This window comes from Spongiimicrobium salis (assembly GCF_043678055.1).
Classification (GTDB): Bacteria; Bacteroidota; Bacteroidia; order Flavobacteriales; family Flavobacteriaceae; genus Spongiimicrobium; species Spongiimicrobium salis.
This window is the reverse complement of record NZ_JBHEQA010000002.1, coordinates 29,068-46,612: the sequence shown is the minus strand read 5'-3', so window position 1 is coordinate 46,612 and position 17,545 is coordinate 29,068. Positions and strand designations below refer to the sequence as shown.

Genomic DNA, 17,545 nt, shown 5'->3' with positions numbered 1-17,545 from the left:
TGCGAAGACGGAAGTACAGTTACGCCCCTCTTTTTTTAACTAAAAAATCACGTACAGATTCTTTTGCCTTTTCAGTGCAATTAGTTCAACAACTGACGTGCATGCGCCAGTGCCGAATCGGACAAAGCCTTTCCGCCCAACATTTCCGCCAATTCCACTATCCGCTCTTCTTGTGATAACAGTTTCATTCGTGTATGGGTCTCTCCTCCTACTTCTTCCTTATACACTTTAAAGTGTTGTTTTCCCTTTGAGGCTACTTGCGGCAAATGCGTTATGGCAAAAATTTGCATACTACCGCTCATCGCTTCCATAATCTCTCCCATACGATTTGAAATTTCCCCGGACACCCCGGTATCAATTTCATCGAACATCATTGTGGGAAGTTTTTCATATTGGGCTAAAATTGCCTTTATCGTTAACATGATACGGGATAGCTCTCCGCCGGAAGCCACTTTCTTAAGCTCATCATATCCTCCTCCTTTGTTGGCTGAGAACAAAAAGGCCAAATTATCCTTTCCGTTTCCTTTATATTGTTCTTGTGGTGTAATTTCAATGGCAAAGGTAGCACTCGGCATTCCCAAGGTAGCGAGGGAATTTTCCAGCTGCTTTTTTAGCTTGGGAATCACTTTTTTACGTCCGGAGGACAAACGGCCAGCAATCTTCTCCAGGATTTCCTCCTGTACTTGGTGTTCCGCTTTTTTCTTTTGAATTTCTTCCTCGATATTTTCTGAAGTATTTACTTTTTCCTGCAATTCCTCCCGAATGACCATCAATTCCTCTACGGTAGACACGACATGCTTCTTCTGCAGATCATAGAGCAATTGCAACTTGGTATTGATGGTTTCCAATAGTGCTGGATTGGACTCAATCCCTTCTTCCAACGATTGCAGCTCGCCTGCAATATCATCTACTTCAATAAAAACAGATTGGATGCGATCGTTCAAGCTTGCATACTGATTTCCATAACCACTCAGTTTTCCAAAAGCCTGCTTCAACTCTCCTAAAAGACTCAATACCCCCATTTGTTCACCACTGATAAGGCCATGCCCCAGAGACAGCTGTTCCAAAATAGTCTCCACATTGTTCAATTGCTCATATTGTTCCTCCAATTCTTCCTGAACACCTGCTTGTAATGGCGCTGCTTGCAATTCTTTTAAGAGAAAACTATTATAATCGTGTTCTTTAAGGCTATTTTGTTGTACTTCCAACAAGGCTTCCACTTCACTGTTCAGCTTATGGTATGTTTGGACGTTCTCCCTATATTCTTTCAGCAATTTTCCATGATTCGCCAGAGCATCCACTACCTTCATTTGAAAATCATTTTCGGTCATCCGCAAGGTTTGATGTTGTGAATGCACATCGATCAGGCGATTTCCCAATTGCGAAAGTACCGATAGGTTTACAGGAGAATCATTGACAAAAGCCCTTGACTTTCCACTGGGCAATATTTCTCTTCGGATAATGGTATGGGCTTCATAATCCAGATCATGCGTTTCAAAAAAAACTTCAAGCTGATATATCCCAATGGCGAATTCTGCTTCTACAATGCATTTGTTTTCCTTATTTCTCAAAGAAGATAGGTCTGCCCGTTTTCCCAACACTAGGGACAAACCACCCAAGAGAATGGACTTTCCTGCTCCAGTCTCTCCTGTAATTATAGAAAACCCATCTGTAAATGAGATATTTAACTGATCTATTAAAGCGTAATTTTTTATCGAAAGAGATGCAAGCAAAGTATTCGGTTTTAGTTCGGTAAAGATACTTTATAATCTAAAAGAAAAAAAGAAGGAATCCAAGTACATCAAATGAGAATTGCCATTGCAACTTTTCCTAAAAGAAATAGCTGCAATGGCAATTTAACCCTTATTATTTATGGGCTATAGATCAGTTACAAGTCCCGATCGTTTTCCACCAGTGCTCTCCGCTTCCAGGAGTAACCCATATAGGTCCTGTTTGGGCTTCATAAATTGTCCCTTGATACACTACCCTATCCCCTGCATTATAAATCATGGGATAAGCTTGCCAAGTAGGAACGCCATTACAACCATCTCCATTTCCTCCTCCCGAACTTTCTACACTAATATTGACCGAGGTTGAAGTTGTACTACTTCCTAAATCATCTGTTGCCACTACGGTAAGCACATGGTTTCCTAAAGAAGCACCATTCCATGCATAGCTATAAGGAGCGCTAGCATCTTCTCCCAATCTCGTATTTCCAGCATAAAAGGCTACATTAACAATACTACCATCAGTGTCCGAGGCAGATGCAGTAATGGTAATTTCATCACCTTGAGTAAAGCTGGTATTATTTCCGGGCGTAAGTATTGTTGCTGTTGGTGCGGCATTGTCTGCACCTCCGGTACTCCCATCACAATCCCTGATAAATTCCCAAGGATCTCCGCCCGTGGGTAAATTGTTCTGCGACCACCATTTATTGCGATATAATTTACCTTGATAGATGACTTCTCTTCCCTGAACATCATAAATTACTTGGGAATTCCATTGTGGAGCATTGTCGCAACCTGTTCCGTTTTGCCCCCCACCGGTATCTCCACCTCCCGTATAAGGAGTCTCTGGATAGTTTTCTGCATTTGCTACTGCCGTTTGCTCCGGGACACCCGCAAAAACCTGACTTCCTACATGCATATACCCATAAGCGGAAGAGCCCCCACTTTCTAATAACAAATGCCATATCATTAACCCATCCGAATTACTTTGTGCGGCAATATGGGAAGAAAGATCGGCTATATTGCTATAGGTATAGGTGTAAAAAGGTCCGTAGGGCTCGTCTGGATAATGCGTTCCCGCGGCAATGGTAAATCCGTACTGATCTGCATAGTATTTGTAAGCATCGTACATGATGCTTCTATTGGATGCCGCCCCAGTATTATAGCCTTGAAATGCAACGAGGTCTATTTTGTCCCCTACAGCTTCCATTACCGGAATCATATGTCCTGTTGCACTAAAACCAAATAAACTGATGGCCTGATTTGGAGATTCTCCATTAAAAAGATTATCATCGGATTCTCCGGTTACTTCGTTACGTTTGCTATGGGCAAAAGGTGAAGCGGGATCATCATTATTGATACCTCCTAAAGCACCAACGCCAGCTGGGGCACAGGCAATGATATACTCTCCTTTTGGCATTATGGCCCTGGAATTATTAAAAAAATCAATAAAATGCTGTACATTTTCCGCAGCTCCAATGGTGGCAAAACTGCCGTTAGGTTCAAAATCCCAATCAATACCATCGAATCCTATATCATCAACCAAATCTTTTATTTGCTGATAATCAATATCATAAGCACTTGGGGAACCCCAGTACGTCTCCCCTCCAATAGAGAGGATTACCTTAATTCCCTTAGATTGCAAAGCGGCCACGGATCCTCTAAGGGTTTCTCCGCCATAAGGCGTGGATAAGCCCGTATTGCTAATGTCCATAGACCCTTTTACATACCGTAAATTAGGGCGTCCAAAAGCGAGAAATACATGGTTTACATGAGCCGGAATATCCCTTAGTTTGGATCCCCGATCTCCTGTTGTCCAATTCTCTGACCAGGAAGGGAAATACCCTAAAATAATAGGAGGGGCATTGGGGTCGGAGGCAGTTGCCTTCACTTCCTTAAAAGTTTCTTGGGTTGTTGCATTTTCATCTAAAATACTTTCCTTGTTACACGAAATCATGAACATGGCCAGCATCATAAAATAAGTAAGTAATGGTGTGAAATTTTTCATATTAAATAAAATATTTGGTGAATACTTTTTTAATATAAATAGATAAAAGTTTCGTTTTTGAAAATTTATCCGAACAACATTAGATTACATATAAACGACGATAATTTAACTAAAATAGTAAGTAATATCTTTCTTTTTTTGTATCAAGAAAAGACGCTTAGGTTGAGCATGTCCTGCATGCTAAAACCTTCAGAATTTTCATCTTATTCCAAAGAAAACAAAAAATAGGAAGCAGATTATTTTTAGAAAAAGCTGATCTAGGAGTTGGGTTGACCCAGCGAAGTATTAGTATTTTATTTCCTTCCAAGTATTGGAATAAAGGGGAGCGACTTTGTTTAACGTCTCTTTCAACTTAACGATATCCACTTTAGGGCCTCCAGAAAAAACATTTCGGATCTCTTCGGATTTGGCATCAAAAAATGTTTGTATCAAAAGGGCGTTGGGGCGCCGTTTTATCATCGTTTCGAACAAACGCATAGTCCCTGAAATCACTTGTTTTCCTACACTGTTATTATCCGCAAGAACATCCAATCCTTTGCGGTGATAGTTGTACATGGCAATACGATATTCCCTGAATGTATTAGACAATAAATCGTCTACCAATTCAAAACGACTTCGATTCCTTCCGGTCTCCTGTTTCCATCCGGGAAAGGAAGTTCCCTGGGCCTGGGTCACAATGCTTTGCGCCTGCTTGTAAAATTCTGTCCCTCCTTCCAATGAAAAAGTATCTGCATCCAATCCTAGAATGATATAAACGTAATACGAAATAACACCAATAAGATTGGAGTCGAATACATTCTTATTGTACACTAGCGGTTGAAATTCAATATACTCGAAATCAAAATTGTCGTCCTTATAATTAAAAATAGAGCTTTCGTAAGAGGTGTTGTAGACTGGTCTGGAGGATTGAATCTGAATATTGGCCCTAAAATTATTGGGTTCATACTCCGTCACCGTAATAAACATCCGGGCATTGATTTTCTCATTCTCCCGAGTCACCCTATTGGTCCATTTACTTTTATTGACAAAATCGCTCAGGGAGCGTTCCAGGGTCTTAAAAACTTGTTGATTGGTTCGGTTTACCTGATCGGCATTGACTGTTATAGTGCAATTGATCTCTTGCGCGCTAACCACAAAAGAGAATAGAAGACTAAAAAGCGCTAAATAATGGTTACGCATGAGTTTTTTGAATGATTTCGTTCAATATATCCACGGCCACATCGGCCTTGCTCTTTAAATCAAACGTTTTTATCCCTAAATTCTTATCTATAAAAGAAATTTTATTCGTCAATTTACCAAAACCTGCTCCTGAATCATTTAATGAATTCAGGACAATGGCATCCAAATTTTTCTTTTTTAGTTTTCCTTTGGCATTTTCTACCTCATTCTCCGTTTCCAAGGCAAAGCCCACCAAATATTGTGATACTTTCTGTTCTCCAAGGGATAATAAAATATCTTTATTCTTTACCAATTCAATGGTAAACTCGGAGGCCTTCTTTTTAATCTTTTGCTCTGCAACGGTTTTCGGTTTATAGTCGGCTACTGCCGCGGCACAAATGGCAATATCCATCTGGGCATAATGCTTATGTACCGTATCATACATTTCATCGGCCGATACCACATGTTCTACTAAAACAGAATCGTGTGTTACGGCTATATTTGAAGGTCCTAAAACCAATACCACATTGGCCCCTAGGTTTGCGGCCGCCTTGGCCAACTCACAGCCCATCAATCCGGAAGAATGATTTCCAATAAAGCGAACTGGATCTATGGCCTCATAGGTAGGCCCCGCGGTAATCAATACTTTTTTACCGCTTAAAGGCAATCCTTTACTAAGTTGTTGTTGCACGAAGTTTAGTATATCTTCCGGTTCAGCCATCCGTCCTTCTCCATGCAGGCCACTGGCCAATTCCCCTGAAGTAGCGGGAATCATATGATTCCCAAAAGAAATCAGTTTTTCAAAAGAAGTCTTGGACGAAGGGTGTTTGTACATATCCAAATCCATGGCCGGAGCAAAAAATACCGGGCATTTGGCCGAGAGATAGGTCGCCATCAACAAATTATCACAAGTACCATTTGCCATTTTAGACAAGGTATTGGCCGTTGCCGGGGCAATTAGCATTACATCTGCCCATAAGCCCAGTTCCACATGATTGTTCCAAGAAGTAGTTCCTTCTTCATCGGTATTGATAAAAGAAGTTTGTACCGGGTTCTTGGAAAGTGTAGAAAGCGTCAATGGAGACACAAAAGCACTGGCACTTTCTGTCATTACAATTTTGACATTGGCACCTGCTTTCACAAGTAAACGAACTAAAAAAGTTGTCTTATAGGCGGCAATACCCCCTGTTATCCCTAAAAGGACATTTTTACCACCAAGCATTCCTTAAGCGTCTTTCTCTGTGTTTCTGTAGTATATTTTGTCCTCTAACCATTCTACCACCGCAAGTGCATGTGGCTTTGGAAGTTTTTCATAGAACTTGGATACCTCGATCTGTTCTTTATTTTCAAAAACTTCTTCAAGACTATCGCTATAGGTTGCGAACTCTTCCAATTTTTCCAAAAGCTCTTTTTTGATTTCAGAGTTAATCTGAATCGCTCTTTTGGAAGCGATTGAAATTGCTTCGTAGATATTATCTGTTTTCGCATCGAACTCGTTCTTGTTGATTGTGATCGTGGAAACAGGAGCTTTTGAATTTTTTAAATCGTTCATATTCATCTTTCAGGAATTAGTATTTGATCTGTTGTTCAAATCAAATGTTTACTTTGCTTGTAATTCTTTTTCTATTTTTTCCATGAGGCCATTTGCTTTTTTGGCATATTTAGTCTCGGGAAAATATTTCATCAATACGTCATAGGCTTCTTTCGCTTCTTCCAAACGTTCTTGCTTCTTATTTTCAAAACTATTCATTGCGATACTTGTAGAAGCCTCAAACTTATAGTACAAGGCATCTTCGCGATAAATAGACCCTGGATGATCTGTGATAAAATTATCCATGGCACTTACGGCAGGAACCAAAAACGTAAAATCGAACTTTCCAATTTTATTAAATTGCTTTCCTATTTCAAAATCCTTTCTTTCCTTCTTTATGGTCAATTCCTTGGCCATAAGGTTAGCTTCCGCCAAATATTCCGAATTTGGATTGGCGTTGATGAAATTTTGAATCTTTTCCAAAGCCCGATCCGTATCTGTTTGGTCTAACGAATATCTGGGGGAAAGATTGTAATAACTTTTAGCTTCCAGGAAAGCCGCCTGTTCCGCTTTTTCACTTTGTGGATAAGACCGTACAAATCGTTCAAATTTAAACCCAGAGGTATTGTAATCTTTTATTTGAAAATAGGTATCAGCTTCAAAAAACAAAACACGCTGTCCTTGAGGTTTTCCTATATATCTCGGCGCAATTTGTTCAAATAACCGATTGGCCCTCTTAAAATCCTTTTCGTTATAGAGTTTTTCTGCCAATTCATATTTCACTTTGGTATCAGTGTTTTTCAATGCCTTCTGATACTCGCTGCATGAACTGAATAGGATAATTAAAAGTAAAAAGGGGAATGTTTGCCTCATTTTTAAAAACATTTTGCAAAATTAGCAATTATTTGTGGATATTAAAAACATTTTTTATCACACTAAAATACATTCCAAAACCTTTAACCCAAGCCTTTTTGGCTAAGATTTAACGTTGTTTTTTGCTAAAATTGTAAAGGCAGCTATCCCAGCTTAGGCATAGGCCTCTACAAAAGCTTTCATGAAGTGGCGCAAACGGCTTTTTAAATCAGTAGAAGCTTCCATGAGAGGTAAACGCACTGTGGCATTGGACAAGCCCAATATCTCAAAAATGGTCTTTATTCCAGCCGGATTGCCTTCCTGAAATATCAAGTCCATGCCTTCCAACAAACTATAATGAAGTGCATAAGCCTCATCAACATTGCGCTCTAGCCCTGCCTGAATCATTTTAGAGAATTCCAAGGGCAATCCCTGACCTAGAACAGATATGACGCCCGACCCCCCTGCCAATACGGTAGGCAATGCGGTAAAATCATCTCCAGAGATCACCATGAAATCTTTGGGTTTATCCTTTATGAGTTGCATTACTTGGACCATATCTCCTGAAGCTTCCTTAACTGCTACGATATTTTCAAAATCCGTAGCAAGACGCACTACTGTTTCGGGCAATACATTACTTCCTGTTCTTCCGGGGACATTGTACAATATAATGGGTTTGGAAGAGGCTTGGGATACCGCTTTAAAATGCTGGTAGATTCCCTCTTGTGTAGGTTTATTGTAATACGGGGATACGGAAAGAATGGCATCAATGTCCGTAAGATCCAATTGCTTTAGCTCCTCCACTACGGTGTTGGTGTTGTTGCCTCCCACTCCCAATACTATGGGCAGTCTGCCTGCATTTGTCCGTATCACCGTAGAAATGACTTCTTCTTTTTCTGCCTTTGAAAGTGTGGCAGATTCGGCCGTAGTCCCTAAAACCACCAAGTAATCCAATCCTCCATCTATTCCATATTCCACAATTTCCTGCAAGGCATTTGTATCTACGGAAAAATCTTTTTTAAATGGTGTGACCAATGCTACACCAGTCCCTAACAACTCTTTCATTCTTTTATTTCGTTAAGAATCAACAGATACTTCTTTAATTCGTTTTTAAACGTCTTGAAATCCGTTATCTGCGTATTCAAAATTAAATCATTAAATTTTTTATCAATATCCCCAAAACCTACATTGATCCTAGCTTTGGTCTTTATACTCATCAATTGCAACATCAAGTTCTCCTCGGTGTAATAATTGATCAACACATCATATTCCCTACTTAAAAATTCAAGGGCATAACTATTTTCGATATCGCCGTTCCACCCGAGGTCCTTATCGGAAAATACCGGAGTGGCATAAGGGGAATTTTTATCATAAAAGCTTTTATATCCAATGATTTTTACCGCACTTGGCCGTAAAGAGAAATCCTCTACCAAATCAAAAATTGCGTTTGTATCTTCAAATTTGTCCAAATCAACTATACAAGCAATACTTTCTACACCTTTATCCCGCTTGACCCCTTCTCTAGGTTTTTCTAATTCCTGTTTTAAAAATTTAACAGCCGATTTGTACTTAAACTTATCTTTTATTCCCTTTAAAAACATGTATTTTTACATTTTGACAAATGTAAATATATCTATTCAAATTCTAATGCGAAGATACAACGGATAATGGTTTTAAAAATTAAACATTTTGTTATATTCATAACAATCATCGGTTTTTGCTCCTGTAAACAGGAAAAACAGCATCTCCAGGAAATTAAGGGTGCACAATTAAAAATCTCAAATTCTATACCAATTACAGATAGTATTGAAAACTTTGTCGCTCCCTATAGAAATCGGATCAACGTTATATTGGATAGTACTTTGGCCTATGCCCCTAAGCCCATAAGCAAAACCGATGGGAAATTCAATACCACTGCCGGAAACCTTCTGGCCGATATTGTATGGGAGCAAAGTACTCCCATATTCGAAAAACGAACCGAGAAGAAGATTGATTTTGTCCTGTTAAATCACGGGGGTATACGATCTATTATTTCTAAGGGAAAGGTTACCGCCCGGACGGCTTATGAAGTCATGCCTTTTGAAAATACGGTTGTGGTAGTGGCTCTGGATGGAAAGGCTGTGCGTGAACTTCTGGACTATCTTGTGGACAGTAAACGAGCCCACCCTATCTCTGGGATACAGATTCTTTTGGACAAGAATGCTAAATTAAAAACGGTACGGATACAAGGGGAATCGTTTGATGAAAACAAAACCTATTATGTTGCCACTTCCAACTATTTGGTGAATGGCGGTGATAATATGTCTTTTTTTAGAAAAAGATCCGAACAATGGGAACTAGACTATACCATACGGAATACCATGATCGACTATTTTATGAAATACGATACCATAGCCCCATCCATAGACCAACGTTTCGCACAAATCAACTGATATGAAAAGAAGAGAATTTATCAACAGAACAACGGCAGGAGCTTCATTTATCGGCTTGGGCGGATTATCATTGCACTCCTGCTCCCCTTTGACAAAAAAGCATATTACCATATTGCACACCAATGATGTGCACAGCCATATTGATACCTTTCCCAAAGATCACTCCCAATTCCCCGATATGGGAGGTCTGGCCCGAAGGGCTACTTTGGTAGAGCGCATCCGAAAAGAAAATCCGAACCTATTATTATTGGATGCCGGAGATATTTTTCAGGGAACTCCCTATTTTAATTTTTACGGAGGGGAATTGGAATTTAAATTAATGAGCATGCTGAAATACGATGCCGTTACTTTGGGAAACCATGATTTTGACAATGGATTGGACGGACTATATGCCCAATTGCCCCATGCCAAATTTGATCTGCTATCGGCAAATTATGATTTCTCGAATACCTTAATGAACGGGCATGTGAATCCCTATAAAATCTTTGTGTTGGATGGCGTTAAAATCGGTGTATTTGGCCTTGGAATCGCCTTGGAAGGTTTAGTGACCAAAAAATTGTATAAAGAGACAAAATATAACGACCCCATTGAAATAGCGCAAGATACCAGTCGTGCGTTAAAGGAAGAAGAACAATGCGATTTGGTGATTTGTCTTTCCCATTTGGGATATAGCTATACGGATCCCCAACGGCCCGATGACTTAAAATTAGCTGCCCAAACCGAAGGAATCAATTTAATTATTGGTGGACATACCCATACTTTCCTGGAAAAGCCCACTGTCGTAAAGAATAAAAAAGGGAAAGAGGTATTGGTGAATCAAGTAGGTTGCTTTGGCATCAATTTGGGGAGAATTGATTTTCATTTTGATATTGCGCAGAATATAACTGCTGAAGGCACCAAAATAACCATTTAAATTTAGGCATGATTTCCAAGAACCCGGCCACACAACATTTGCGAATCATTAAGGTGAAGAACGAACTTTCTGAACCTTTTGATGATGGCCTGGCCATTGAAGCTCCTTTGGAAATAGGCTTGAGCATTCCCGAAAATACTCCTCCTATACTTCGGAAGAATATCAGTATTACCATGCGGACCCCTGGGCAGGATGAAGATCTAGCATTGGGTTTTTTATTTACTGAAGGCATTATTGCCCGTGCGAGTCAGGTGAACCGTGTACGCTATGCTGAAAACAAGGCCACAGTATCCTTGAATACCTCAGAACCTGTAGATCTAAGTAAAATTGAACGTCATTTTTATACGAGCAGTAGTTGTGGTGTTTGTGGGAAATCCAGCATTGAGGCCATCAAAACTGTTTGTCGCCTTGAACAAAGTAAGCAGGATTTTCAAGTAGCCCATTCCATAATTGGTCAGCTTCCGGAACGCTTAAGAAGACAGCAGCATATTTTTGAACACACCGGAGGGCTGCATGCCGCCGCACTTTTTACCACAGAAGGAAATTTTATTGCCCTTCGTGAAGATGTGGGAAGGCATAACGCATTGGATAAATTAATAGGGGCCATGTTTACGAAAGAGAATTTACCCTTAGAAGAGCACTTATTGGTATTGAGTGGTCGCGCTAGTTTTGAATTGATCCAAAAAGCAGCTATGGCAGGAATTCGATGTATCATGGCAGTGGGGGCACCTTCTTCCCTTGCCGTGGAACTGGCTCAAGATTTTGACATTACTTTAATTGGCTTCTTAAAGGCCAATAGTTACAATATTTATCATGGAGAAAAACGAATTGCTTTCTAAGAAATTATAGTATCTTGAATAGCAATACGCTGATATGGAAGAGAACAATAAAAAAGTGAAACCCAGCCCGGAAGGACCGGAAAAATTAACCGGACTTCGCACGCAGGTTCCGAAAACTGTAGCGGCCGGAATACCCGCTGTTATTTCCTCGGCAAAGCATGTTTTTTCGGAAATGGGCGTACAACGCGGAACAAAAGCTTTATTAAACCTCAACCAAAAAGAAGGAATCGATTGTCCTGGCTGTGCTTGGCCCGATCCAGATGATGAACGAAACAAGATCGCCGAATATTGCGAAAATGGTGCCAAGGCCATTGCAGAAGAAGCCACTACCAAAAAACTGGATATCCCATTTTTTGAAAAGCATAGTGTCACGGATTTGTCCAATTTATCGGACTATGAAATCGGGAAAAAAGGACGCATTGCCCAACCCATGTACCTTGCTTCCCATAGTGATTATTATGCCCCTATTGCATGGACCGATGCCTTTACATTAATTGGCAATAGATTAAATGCCTTAGAAAGTCCGGACGAAGCTATTTTTTACACCTCGGGAAGAACGAGCAACGAAGCCGCATTTCTGTATCAGCTCTTTGTACGGCAGTTTGGCACCAACAATATGCCCGATTGTAGTAATATGTGCCATGAAAGCAGTGGAGTTGCCCTAAGTGAAACCCTAGGAATTGGTAAAGGATCGGTGACGCTGGAAGATTTCTATCAGACAGAGGTTATCCTTATTATGGGTCAAAATCCCGGTACCAATCATCCACGTATGCTCAGTGCCCTTGAGAAAGCCAAAAAAAATGGTGCGACTATTATTAGTATCAATCCCATTGTAGAGGCAGGTTTACTTAATTTTAGCAATCCCCAAAAATTAAAAGGAGCTTTAGGGCTGAAAACAAAACTTACCGATCACTACCTTCAGGTAAAAATCAATGGGGACATGGCACTCATCCAAGCTCTTATTGCACTTTTACTGAAAATGGAAGAGCAACAAGCCGGAAGTGTTTTTGATCAGGATTTTATTTCCGAAAAAACAGAAGGTGTCTCCGATTATTTGGACCATATTCGTGCACTGCATATTGAAAGGCTAAGTGAACAATGTGGAATTTCCTTGGCACAGTTAAAAACAGTGGCACAGCTACTGGCCAAAAAACAAAAAATCATTGCATGTTGGGCTATGGGCCTCACCCAGCACAAAAATTCCGTCGATACCATTAAGGAAATCGTCAATTTATTGTTATTAAAAGGCAGTATAGGAAAACCAGGTGCTGGCACCTGTCCTGTGCGAGGGCATAGCAATGTACAAGGGGACAGAACCATGGGGATCTACGAAAAGCCCTCTACTGCATTTTTAAATCAATTGGGAAGTGTTTTTGCATTTGAACCTCCGCGAAAACATGGTTATGGAACCGTAGCGAGTATTGAAGCGATGCATCAGGGAAAGGCTAAAGTTTTCTTTGCCATGGGTGGTAATTTCCTTTCGGCGACACCAGATACGCAATATACGGCAGTGGCCCTGGAAAAATGCGATTTAACCGTTCATGTTTCCACGAAACTGAACAGAAGTCATCTTGTTCATGGAAAGGAAGCGCTTATACTGCCCTGTTTGGCCCGAACAGATAAGGATATAATTCAAGGGGAAGCACAATATGTAAGCGTAGAAAACTCCATGGGTATTGTGCACAGTTCTAGAGGAAGTCTTAATCCCATTTCGGATAAGCTGTTGAGCGAACCCGCTATTGTTTGTCACCTTGCCCAAGCTACCTTAAAAAATAGCACGGTAGACTGGAAGAGCTACCTGGCCCATTACGATCATATTAGAAATAGTATTGAGGCTTGTATCCCAGGCTTCGAAAATTATAATGAAAGACTAAAGCATCCCTCTGGTTTTTATTTGCCCAATGGTGCACGGCACAATACTTATAATACCCTTAATGGCAAGGCAAACTTTACGATTTCCCATACAAGCCCTATAGCTTTGGGGAAGCAAGAATTTTTAATGATGACCATTCGCAGTCATGATCAGTTCAATACCACAATTTATGGTTTGGACGACCGCTACCGGGGAATCTACAATGAACGCAGGGTATTATTAATGAATCCAAGAGATATTACAATGCTTGGACTTAAAGAAAAGGAGTTGGTAGATATGTATAACCACCATGATGATAGAACACGCGTGGCCAAAAAATTCCATATACTTCCTTACAATATTCCTATGGGATGTACGGCTACCTATTTCCCTGAAGCCAATGTATTGGTGCCTATTGGAAGTAAGGCCGATAAAAGCGAGACTCCTGCTTCAAAATCAGTGATTATCAAAGTGCGCAGACATGAGGCATAAACCGGATGTTTTAAAGTAGGTAGTGTATGAACAATATTAGTATTCAAGGGATTCTTTTTGACGAAAAATCGTCTTACCAACAAGGTCCAAAACTAGCCCCGCCTTTAATTCGTGAAGCCTTATATTCAGGTTCCATGAATCTCTATAGTGAAGAAGGTGTTTCCATTGAAAATCCTTTAATTGTCGATAAAGGAGATTTTTCAATTTCGGACTATTTTGAAATTGAACAGATTACGCAACAACATTTAAAGGAAGCTTCAAAACTGTTCACCTTAGGCGGAGACCATTCCATTACCTATCCCATTCTTAAGGCCATGCATGAAAAATACCCTGTAATCGATATTTTACATATTGATGCACATGCAGATCTCTATGATTCGTATGATAACGATCCGTATTCCCATGCCTGTCCATTTGCCCGAATCATGGAAAATAAATTGGCACAACGCCTGGTTCAACTAGGCATACGTACTTTAAATCCACATCAATCCAAGCAGGCAGAAAAATTTGGAGTAGAAATCTACCCCATGAAAGATTGGCAGGTGGATCAGCTACCCCACTTCAAAAATCCCCTATACATTTCCTTGGATATAGATGCTTTTGATCCTGCCTATGCTCCGGGCGTGTCGCATCATGAGCCAGGAGGCTTTAGTTCTAGACAGGTAATCGACATTATTCAGCGAATCGATACGAAAATCATTGGGGCCGATATTGTAGAATATAACCCCAAAAGGGATACCCAGGGCATGACTTCATTTTTAGCCGCTAAAATGATGAAGGAATTGCTTGGAAAACTATTGGGGTCATAGCCCTTAGAACCGATGACCATACAACTTAAGCGAGTACTTTAAAGCATCGTAAACGTGAAGTCGTTTCTAATTATAATACTTTCCTTATAGAATTTATGTAACATTTTTAGGGTATTGGCTACCAATAGGTTAAACCAAAACTGTGGGAGGAGGAGGCTACGCATTAGCAATGATTCAAAGTCTGCGCGCAAATAAAAAAATGTTGCGCAGGAAACGTCTGTTTAAGCGTGAGGTGGTTTTTCTAGGTACGCGGAAAGAAAATTTTAAAGCTGCTCAAGGAAAAGTAGCAAAAAAAAAGGCTACCGTAGCACAATTGCAACAGATACGCAAAAAAATCACGGAGCAAAACAGACGTATTGAACGTAGAAATTTTTGGGTCGCCTTCGTTTTAGTACTTCCATTACTGTTCTATATTGGCCATAGTATTATTACTTCGACCCATCAAGAAGTTATAGTGGCCAGCCTTGAAAAAGAACCAACGGCACAGGATATGGAAAAGTTCTATTTCTTTGTGGAAGATGCGAATCGATGGCTATCAGAACAGCATTGGCACAATGCCATTTTTCAGTATAAGGAAGCCCTTGGAATTTGTCCTGATGATTTAGAGATTCAACAACAATTGGCAGCGGCCTACAGCTATCAATGTTCGCTTAAAAATAGGGCTTGTGAAGAAGGTCTGGCTTATGTGAATCAGTTAATTCTCAAGTATCCTGAAAATTTAAGTCTCCAGGATATAAAAACGATATTCCTGTTGAGATGAAGCCACGTTTAAAGAAAAACTTACCGTATATTATTATAGGCCTGCTGATACTTGGAAGTATAGGCATCTATGTAATTACAGATCATATTGCCCCTTATGCCATTGTATTGCCTTATCGCGTTAACTTGGAGCAACAAGTCGCAAAAGGGAGGTTTCCAAATGGCATTCATCCAAAAGATTATCAATTAAAGTATACAGATGTCAGCATTACCACTCAAGATTCTATACGATTAAAGGGGTATTTCATACAGCCTAAGGAAGGTATTTCCAGAGGTACCATCATTTTACTTCATGGTATTGGAGGTTGTAAAGAGCATTATCTGGGTCTATCCAAATTATTGACCGAACAAGGTATGAGTTGCCTTATTTTCGATGCCAGAGCCCATGGGGAGAGCGATGGAAAATACTGTACTTATGGGTATCGTGAAAAATATGATGTTAAGGCTATTGTGGACTATTTAAAAGCACACCACCCAAGCGAACCCATTGGTATTTGGGGAAACTCTATGGGCGGAGCCATTGCACTCCAAGCCATGGAAATAGATAAGCGTATTACATTTGGTATTGTTGAAAGTACATTTACAGAAATGCGTGTTATCGTATCCGATTATCAAAAGCAATTATTTGGATTTCGGTCTTCATGGATATCAAATAGAGCCCTGAACAATGCTGCTAAAATAGCCTATTTTAATCCGGATAGTGTACGTCCTATTCAATCTGTACCTAAAATAGATCAACCCATTCTAATAAATCATGGAAATGCGGATAAAAAGATTGCTTTGAATTATGGAAAATTACTATTCAAAAACCTAAATTCTAAGGAAAAAGAACTGCATATCATTGATGGGGCGGGTCATGAAAATCTCTATGAAATGGGAGGTCAGGCCTATATGGATGCTATTTTGGCATTTCTGAACCGCCATATGCCAAAAATAGAGGAAAGCCACTCTAAAGAGTAGCTTTCCAAAATGTTCTCAAAAAAGGGCCAATTACTGTACTTTTCGAAGTCGATATAAAATTCTGGTTTTACTAAAGGCCTGACCCAATAATAAATTGCCATCCCGATCAAATGAGACGATGACCTGACTCCGGTTTTGAGGATCTGAAGAAAGCTCAAAATTAAAAATAGAAGGGATTACAACACCTTTAATAAAATTAGATCCTTCAAAGACATAAAGCGGTGTGTTATTCCCGGCCTCAAATAATTGCAATTCATTTCCTGAAAATACCACCAAATTGGCAATTCCACCATTGGTTTCAATAGGATCAAAAAGACGATTTACATCAATTTGGTCTTCATCCATAAAATCACCACCCCGTTCTCTGCTCTCAATAACTTCCCAGCTTCCTTCAACCTCTACCAGATCGCGAATGAATACATTGGTTTCTCCCTCAGCATCTGCCGGATTTTCTTCTTCATCTCCGTTTTCACCATCATCTCCATTCTCACCATCTTCTCCATTCTGACCATCTCCTCCGTTTTCACCATCTTCTCCATTCTCACCATCATCTCCGTTCTCACCGTCATCATCGTTCTCTTCGCCCGTAGGGCTTTCTTCCGTCGGATTTTCGCCTTGCCCTCCATCAGTTTCCAGAGGTTCCACTTCACAAGCAAAGAGCAGCAATAAGGCCATTAAACTTATACTAAATACAAAATTCTTTTTCATAGCTTTTTTAATTTGAATGTTGTTCATTGTTTTGCTAGTACAACAGCCGTCCCTATGCACTACCCTACTTCCTTTTATCGAAAAAAAGGCAAATGGTTGATTATCAATCTAAAAAAAATTAGGAGTATAGTGTAGTGTTCAAGTTTTTTTTAATAAGCCCCTCATCGGCAATGGATGATGATTTGTTTAGAGCAGGAACTGTATAATAGTTTCCTGTTCTTTTTCCAAACTAAATTTAGGAAAGGGTTTTCCTGCTCTTGCATACCAGTAGGCCGCATTGAAATCATCGCCTTCTTTACGGTGTAAGTACGCATGCAACCAGCAGCCAATCATCGTATCCATATCCTGGGCAATATCATGGGCTTTTTCCCAATCCCCTTTGGCATCCCACCAAATAGACTGTAATCCAGAAGACCAGGTCGTGGAGGGTAAGGCTCCATTTAGGCTATTTAAGAAAATTTCGTAATTCATTTTTTCTGGGAACGAACCCTACAAAAGTACAGAT

The 17,545-nt window shown here is 40.0% G+C and carries 17 protein-coding genes; 7 read left to right on the top strand and 10 right to left on the bottom strand.

Annotation, left to right across the window (positions count from 1 at the left end):
* Positions 1-80 precede the first annotated feature (80 nt).
* From recN to ACEXOE_RS09545, 8 genes are all read right to left on the bottom strand, one after another.
* On the bottom strand, positions 81-1,733 hold the full coding sequence (recN, locus tag ACEXOE_RS09580; protein ID WP_394748556.1) for a DNA repair protein RecN: 1,653 nt from the start codon (positions 1,731-1,733) through the stop codon (positions 81-83).
* 151 nt (positions 1,734-1,884) lie between these two features.
* Positions 1,885-3,735: an Ig-like domain-containing protein gene (locus tag ACEXOE_RS09575; protein ID WP_394748555.1), complete on the bottom strand. Its 1,851-nt coding sequence runs from the start codon at positions 3,733-3,735 to the stop codon at positions 1,885-1,887.
* A 285-nt stretch (positions 3,736-4,020) separates the two neighbouring features.
* Positions 4,021-4,914, bottom strand: coding sequence for a type IX secretion system protein PorD (gene porD, locus ACEXOE_RS09570; RefSeq protein WP_394748554.1), 894 nt, complete (start codon positions 4,912-4,914; stop codon positions 4,021-4,023).
* On the bottom strand, positions 4,907-6,115 hold the full coding sequence (gene coaBC / locus ACEXOE_RS09565) for a bifunctional phosphopantothenoylcysteine decarboxylase/phosphopantothenate--cysteine ligase CoaBC (protein WP_394748553.1): 1,209 nt from the start codon (positions 6,113-6,115) through the stop codon (positions 4,907-4,909). Before coaBC ends, porD begins: the two co-directional genes overlap by 8 nt.
* Before the next feature lie 3 nt (positions 6,116-6,118).
* Positions 6,119-6,451 (bottom strand): DNA-directed RNA polymerase subunit omega, encoded by a 333-nt coding sequence (locus ACEXOE_RS09560; RefSeq protein WP_394748552.1) that lies wholly within the window; start codon positions 6,449-6,451, stop codon positions 6,119-6,121.
* 42 nt (positions 6,452-6,493) lie between these two features.
* The gene (locus ACEXOE_RS09555; RefSeq protein WP_394748551.1) at positions 6,494-7,297 is read right to left on the bottom strand and encodes an outer membrane protein assembly factor BamD; all 804 of its coding nucleotides are present in this window, start codon (positions 7,295-7,297) and stop codon (positions 6,494-6,496) included.
* 153 nt (positions 7,298-7,450) lie between these two features.
* Positions 7,451-8,341 (bottom strand): 4-hydroxy-tetrahydrodipicolinate synthase, encoded by an 891-nt coding sequence (gene dapA / locus ACEXOE_RS09550; protein ID WP_394748550.1) that lies wholly within the window; start codon positions 8,339-8,341, stop codon positions 7,451-7,453.
* Complete coding sequence (locus tag ACEXOE_RS09545) at positions 8,338-8,877, bottom strand: DUF6913 domain-containing protein (RefSeq protein ID WP_394748549.1); 540 nt, start codon at positions 8,875-8,877, stop codon at positions 8,338-8,340. Before ACEXOE_RS09545 ends, dapA begins: the two co-directional genes overlap by 4 nt.
* Positions 8,878-8,943: 66 nt before the next feature.
* On the opposite strand from ACEXOE_RS09545, the gene ACEXOE_RS09540 reads away from it, so the two are divergent.
* From ACEXOE_RS09540 to ACEXOE_RS09510, 7 genes are all read left to right on the top strand, one after another.
* Positions 8,944-9,708 carry a 5'-nucleotidase C-terminal domain-containing protein gene (locus ACEXOE_RS09540; protein ID WP_394748548.1) on the top strand — a complete coding sequence of 255 codons (765 nt, stop codon included), beginning with the start codon at positions 8,944-8,946 and terminating at the stop codon, positions 9,706-9,708.
* A 1-nt stretch (position 9,709) separates the two neighbouring features.
* A complete protein-coding gene (locus ACEXOE_RS09535) occupies positions 9,710-10,621 on the top strand; it encodes a bifunctional metallophosphatase/5'-nucleotidase (RefSeq protein WP_394748547.1) in 912 nt (303 codons plus the stop codon).
* A gap of 8 nt (positions 10,622-10,629) precedes the next feature.
* Positions 10,630-11,460, top strand: coding sequence for a formate dehydrogenase accessory sulfurtransferase FdhD (gene fdhD / locus ACEXOE_RS09530; RefSeq protein WP_394748546.1), 831 nt, complete (start codon positions 10,630-10,632; stop codon positions 11,458-11,460).
* 34 nt (positions 11,461-11,494) lie between these two features.
* Positions 11,495-13,804 (top strand): FdhF/YdeP family oxidoreductase, encoded by a 2,310-nt coding sequence (locus ACEXOE_RS09525; RefSeq protein ID WP_394748545.1) that lies wholly within the window; start codon positions 11,495-11,497, stop codon positions 13,802-13,804.
* 26 nt (positions 13,805-13,830) lie between these two features.
* Positions 13,831-14,613, top strand: coding sequence for an agmatinase (gene speB, locus ACEXOE_RS09520; protein ID WP_394748544.1), 783 nt, complete (start codon positions 13,831-13,833; stop codon positions 14,611-14,613).
* 199 nt (positions 14,614-14,812) lie between these two features.
* On the top strand, positions 14,813-15,373 hold the full coding sequence (locus ACEXOE_RS09515) for a hypothetical protein (protein WP_394748543.1): 561 nt from the start codon (positions 14,813-14,815) through the stop codon (positions 15,371-15,373).
* Positions 15,370-16,332: an alpha/beta hydrolase gene (locus ACEXOE_RS09510; protein ID WP_394748542.1), complete on the top strand. Its 963-nt coding sequence runs from the start codon at positions 15,370-15,372 to the stop codon at positions 16,330-16,332. The genes ACEXOE_RS09515 and ACEXOE_RS09510 overlap by 4 nt, the downstream gene beginning before the upstream one ends.
* Positions 16,333-16,362: 30 nt before the next feature.
* On the opposite strand, the gene ACEXOE_RS09505 is transcribed toward ACEXOE_RS09510, so the two are convergent.
* Together ACEXOE_RS09505 and ACEXOE_RS09500 are read right to left on the bottom strand one after the other, a co-directional pair.
* Positions 16,363-17,040 (bottom strand): hypothetical protein, encoded by a 678-nt coding sequence (locus ACEXOE_RS09505; protein WP_394748541.1) that lies wholly within the window; start codon positions 17,038-17,040, stop codon positions 16,363-16,365.
* Positions 17,041-17,226: 186 nt separating this feature from the next.
* Positions 17,227-17,511 (bottom strand): hypothetical protein, encoded by a 285-nt coding sequence (locus ACEXOE_RS09500; protein WP_394748540.1) that lies wholly within the window; start codon positions 17,509-17,511, stop codon positions 17,227-17,229.
* Positions 17,512-17,545: the final 34 nt, after the last annotated feature.

Coding starts and splice junctions, on each gene's coding strand:
- ACEXOE_RS09555 (WP_394748551.1), bottom strand. CDS start 7,297: ATGAGGCAAACATTCCCCTTTTTACTTTTAATTATCCTATTCAGTTCA.
- fdhD (WP_394748546.1), top strand. CDS start 10,630: ATGATTTCCAAGAACCCGGCCACACAACATTTGCGAATCATTAAGGTG.
- ACEXOE_RS09500 (WP_394748540.1), bottom strand. CDS start 17,511: ATGAATTACGAAATTTTCTTAAATAGCCTAAATGGAGCCTTACCCTCC.
- ACEXOE_RS09560 (WP_394748552.1), bottom strand. CDS start 6,451: ATGAATATGAACGATTTAAAAAATTCAAAAGCTCCTGTTTCCACGATC.
- speB (WP_394748544.1), top strand. CDS start 13,831: ATGAACAATATTAGTATTCAAGGGATTCTTTTTGACGAAAAATCGTCT.
- ACEXOE_RS09575 (WP_394748555.1), bottom strand. CDS start 3,735: ATGAAAAATTTCACACCATTACTTACTTATTTTATGATGCTGGCCATG.
- ACEXOE_RS09505 (WP_394748541.1), bottom strand. CDS start 17,040: ATGAAAAAGAATTTTGTATTTAGTATAAGTTTAATGGCCTTATTGCTG.
- ACEXOE_RS09515 (WP_394748543.1), top strand. CDS start 14,813: ATGTTGCGCAGGAAACGTCTGTTTAAGCGTGAGGTGGTTTTTCTAGGT.
- dapA (WP_394748550.1), bottom strand. CDS start 8,341: ATGAAAGAGTTGTTAGGGACTGGTGTAGCATTGGTCACACCATTTAAA.
- coaBC (WP_394748553.1), bottom strand. CDS start 6,115: ATGCTTGGTGGTAAAAATGTCCTTTTAGGGATAACAGGGGGTATTGCC.
- ACEXOE_RS09540 (WP_394748548.1), top strand. CDS start 8,944: ATGGTTTTAAAAATTAAACATTTTGTTATATTCATAACAATCATCGGT.
- ACEXOE_RS09510 (WP_394748542.1), top strand. CDS start 15,370: ATGAAGCCACGTTTAAAGAAAAACTTACCGTATATTATTATAGGCCTG.
- ACEXOE_RS09535 (WP_394748547.1), top strand. CDS start 9,710: ATGAAAAGAAGAGAATTTATCAACAGAACAACGGCAGGAGCTTCATTT.
- porD (WP_394748554.1), bottom strand. CDS start 4,914: ATGCGTAACCATTATTTAGCGCTTTTTAGTCTTCTATTCTCTTTTGTG.
- ACEXOE_RS09545 (WP_394748549.1), bottom strand. CDS start 8,877: ATGTTTTTAAAGGGAATAAAAGATAAGTTTAAGTACAAATCGGCTGTT.
- ACEXOE_RS09525 (WP_394748545.1), top strand. CDS start 11,495: ATGGAAGAGAACAATAAAAAAGTGAAACCCAGCCCGGAAGGACCGGAA.